4 protein-coding genes are annotated in these 3,879 nt (G+C 50.9%); all 4 read left to right on the top strand.

Annotation, left to right across the window (positions count from 1 at the left end):
* Positions 1-34 precede the first annotated feature (34 nt).
* A complete protein-coding gene (gene ftsW, locus NC238_10225) occupies positions 35-1,147 on the top strand; it encodes a putative lipid II flippase FtsW (protein MCM1566305.1) in 1,113 nt (370 codons plus the stop codon).
* Complete coding sequence (murG, locus tag NC238_10220; protein ID MCM1566304.1) at positions 1,148-2,257, top strand: undecaprenyldiphospho-muramoylpentapeptide beta-N-acetylglucosaminyltransferase; 1,110 nt, start codon at positions 1,148-1,150, stop codon at positions 2,255-2,257.
* A gap of 65 nt (positions 2,258-2,322) precedes the next feature.
* Positions 2,323-3,198 (top strand): UDP-N-acetylmuramate dehydrogenase, encoded by an 876-nt coding sequence (gene murB, locus NC238_10215; GenBank protein MCM1566303.1) that lies wholly within the window; start codon positions 2,323-2,325, stop codon positions 3,196-3,198.
* 21 nt (positions 3,199-3,219) lie between these two features.
* The coding region (locus tag NC238_10210; protein ID MCM1566302.1) for a UDP-N-acetylglucosamine 1-carboxyvinyltransferase at positions 3,220-3,879 on the top strand (660 nt) is incomplete at its 3' end.

Raw genomic sequence — 3,879 nt, 5'->3', positions numbered from 1 at the left:
GAACCCGAATGATTTTGGAGGGGGGAGCTATGTGATCCGAAAATTCCTAAAGGTCGACCCGGTTCTGCTAGGCGTGATTCTTATCCTGCTGCTGATCGGGATCATCATGACCTATAGTTCCAGTGCTGTGAAAGGCTACCTGTACTATGAGGATCCTTATCATTATTTCAAAGCGGATCTGCTGTGGGTGGCTCTGGGGCTTGCAGCCATGGGTGTCGCCGTCATGATCGATATCGCGTTTCTGCATAAGTGGGCGAAACCTATTTTATACGCAGCTTTGGTTCTGCTGATCCTGGTTAAGATCCCGGGAATCGGCAGGACAGTGAATGGTGCAACCCGCTGGATTGGACTTGGTCCGATGTCCATCCAGCCTTCCGAAGTGGCGAAACTGGCCATGGTGCTGACCATGGCGAGGTTCCTTACCGTGAATCCTTATCAGATCAAGTCATTCCGTAGGGGCATCATCCCTTCCCTGGCTTTGCTGGGTGTGGTCTGTGCCCTGATTATGCTGCAGCCTGATCTCGGCACAACGCTGGTAATTGCCGCTACTGTTTTCTTTATGCTTCTGGCCGCAGGGGCCAGAATGTGGCACATGGCAGGCCTTGGTCTGGCCGGGCTGGCGATGGTGGTTGCCGCGATTGCAGCTGCTCCGTACAGAATGCGCAGGATCTTTGCTTTCCTTGATCCGTGGGCTGATCCTTCAGGCAAGGGCTATCAGACTATTCAGTCGCTCCTGGCTCTCGGGCCTGGCGGATTATTCGGACTGGGACTCGGTCAAAGCAGACAAAAATTTCTTTATCTGCCTGAGAACCATACAGACTTTATTTTTGCCATGGTTGGAGAAGAGCTTGGTTTTGTCGGTGCCTCACTCGTTGTTCTGCTCTTTTTCCTTTTCATCTGGCGCGGTTTCCGGACAGCCATGCTGGCGCCGGAACCATTTCTTGGTTTGATGGCTGTGGGTTTGACATCCCTGATCGGGATTCAGGCAATGATCAATATGGGTGTGGTATCAGGCGTTTTGCCGGTAACGGGAATCACCCTGCCATTCCTAAGCTATGGGGGTACATCACTTTTATTTACAATGATCGGAGCCGGGCTGCTCTTGAATATTTCTGCGGCTGCGGGCAGATCTGAGGAGGTCTTTTAATTGCGGGTTATTGTAAGCGGAGGCGGTACAGGCGGGCATATCTATCCTGCAATGGCAATCGCCAAAGCGCTGCAGGAGCAGCTGAATGATATTCGCGTCCTATACGTTGGAACAAGAAGCGGCATGGAAGCGAAGCTGATTCCGGAAAACGGTCTCGAATTCCGCGGGATATCTGGTCAAGGGATGCCGCGGCAGTTAAGCACCGAAATACTGAAAGCAGCCGGCACGAACGTTCGGGCCTTATGGGAAACGAAAAGGATCTTGAAGGAGTTTGATCCCGATCTGGTAGTAGGGACCGGTGGCTATGTATCCGGTCCGGTCGTCCTGACAGCAGCCTTTTTTGGTATCCCGACCGTTTTACACGAACAGAACGCTTTTCCGGGCAAGACCAATAAAATATTGGCCAGAATGGTTAAACGTATTTTACTGACTTTTCCGGAAAGTGAAAAATATTTTGGGGTTAAAGACAAGCTTCAGGTTGTCGGCCTGCCGGTCAGGGAAGAAATCGGCAAGATTGACCGCAAAGCCGGAGCCAAGGCCTTTGGTCTTGATCCCGGCAAGAGAACAATTTTGGTCACCGGCGGCAGCAGAGGTGCACTGAGCATCAACCAGGCGCTGACCGGACTCCTGCCAAAGCTGGCCGAATACCCGGATGTCCAGCTGATCTGGGCAACCGGGACAGCGACGCATGATACGATTTTACATGAGCTTGAAACGCGTAACATTAACTGGCAAAGAGAACAATGGAGAATCTTAGCCTACGTTGAGCATATGCCTGAAGCTCTGGCCTGCTCCGATTTGTGCATCTGCCGGGCTGGGGCATCCACGCTGGCAGAAATCTCGGCTGCAGGGAAGGCCGGTATCCTGATCCCGTACCCGTATGCCGCTGAAAATCACCAGGAATATAATGCCAGGGCTTTTGAAAATAAGGGAGCAGCCTGTGTTATTTTAGATAAGGAACTGAATGCGGAGATTTTGTGGGACAATATTCAAAAAGTGCTGTTGAATTCGTTTAAACTGGAAGAAATGGCCGCGCGGGCCAGGGAGGTATTTGCGCCTGGAGCTTTGAACCGCATTATCAATCTCTGCCTGCAGACTGCCTGGAGATAAACTTCTTTAACACTGCAAGCCGGATCAGCATAAGATATGCTGTAAGGAAAAGGGAAAGGAATATCATGTACTTACCGAACATAAAGGGTAGGATTGAAAAAGATTATCCTTTAAAAAAGCTGAATACCTGGAGAATCGGCGGTATGACCGAACTTGCTGTCTGGCCCCGGGACATTGAGGAACTGGTCTCTGTGATTGATGGGTGCAGGAAGAATAACATACCGTTTCTGCTTCTGGGCCGGGGTTCAAATGTATTGCTGCCGGATCACGGATTCAAGGGTGTGGTGATTGTTGTTACAGCCATGGACAGCATTCGCTGGCATGGTGAAGAAGTCACGGCCGAAGCAGGTTATTCTCTGATGCGTCTGGCCCGGGAGGCAGGAGAGAGCGGCCTTAGCGGGCTTGAGTTTGCCTGCGGGATACCAGGGACACTCGGCGCAGCAGCAGCCATTAATGCAGGTGCTTATGGTGGGGAAATTGGTGATTTGGTTAAGAAAGTTAGTGTATTGACGGCCGAGGGACAAATTGAAATGATACCGAAGGACCAGATTGCTTTTGGGTATCGCAGCAGTTCCCTTTTAGAAAAGGAATGCATTGTCCTGGAATGTACGCTGTCCCTCCATCCAGGGGATCAGGCCGTGATCCAGGCTCAGATGCAGGGTCTTATGGCCAAAAGGAAAGAACATCAGCCGCTGGAGTATCCCAATGCAGGAAGTGTATTCCGCAATCCTGCCGGAGACTCCGCGGGAAGGCTGATCGAGCAGGCAGGGTGGAAAGGACGCCGCCTTGGGGATGCTCAGGTATCTGAGAAACATACCAATTTCATTGTGAACAGAGGGAACGCCTCATCCACTGACATTTTAACGCTTATTCATGTAATTCAAACAGATGTGTCCGAAAAATTTGATATTCAGCTCGAAACAGAAATACGCGTCATTTAATTGGCTAAAGGGGGAGGAGACATGACGATGGATCGTTATGTCATTACGGGAAAACAAAGACTTGAGGGAAGTATTCGGACCAGCGGAGCAAAAAACGCATCACTGCCGCTCATGGCAGCCGCCATTCTGGCCGATGGAAAAACAGGACTGCAGGGAATTCCTCATCTCACAGATATCCTTTGTATGGGCGAAGTTCTGAAAAGCCTTGGCTGTAAAACACAATTCAGCTCAAATGAACTGACCATTGATTCCTCTTCACTGAATGACTGCATTGTCGATGAAGCGTTAATGCGGAAAATGCGGGCATCCAACTTGATTTTAGGCCCGATGCTCGCACGAAACGGAAGGGTAAAAATATCCAGGCCGGGCGGCTGTGCGATTGGGACACGTCCGATGGATCAACATATTAAAGGACTGCAGGAGCTCGGCGTACGTGTTGAAGAGAGACATGGATACATAGAGGCCACAGCGGGGAAACTCAGAGGCGGAGATGTCTATCTGGATATCCCGAGTGTCGGGGCTACGGAAAATATCATGATGGCTGCGGTTCTGACCGAAGGCACAACCATCATCCGCAATGCGGCCAGAGAACCGGAAATTGTTGACCTGCAGAATCTACTGAATAAAATGGGAGCCAGGATCAGAGGGGCCGGGACTCACGTCCTGCGCATCGACGGCGTC

This window comes from Dehalobacter sp. (genome assembly GCA_023667845.1).
GTDB lineage: Bacteria > Bacillota > Desulfitobacteriia > Desulfitobacteriales > Syntrophobotulaceae > Dehalobacter.
The sequence above is the reverse complement of the archived record's forward strand: the minus strand, read 5'-3'. Positions and strand labels throughout refer to the sequence as shown.

What these genes read in the sequence shown, in the direction of transcription:
- murB (MCM1566303.1), top strand. Translation starts at nt 2,323, where the DNA reads ATGTACTTACCGAACATAAAGGGTAGGATTGAAAAAGATTATCCTTTA.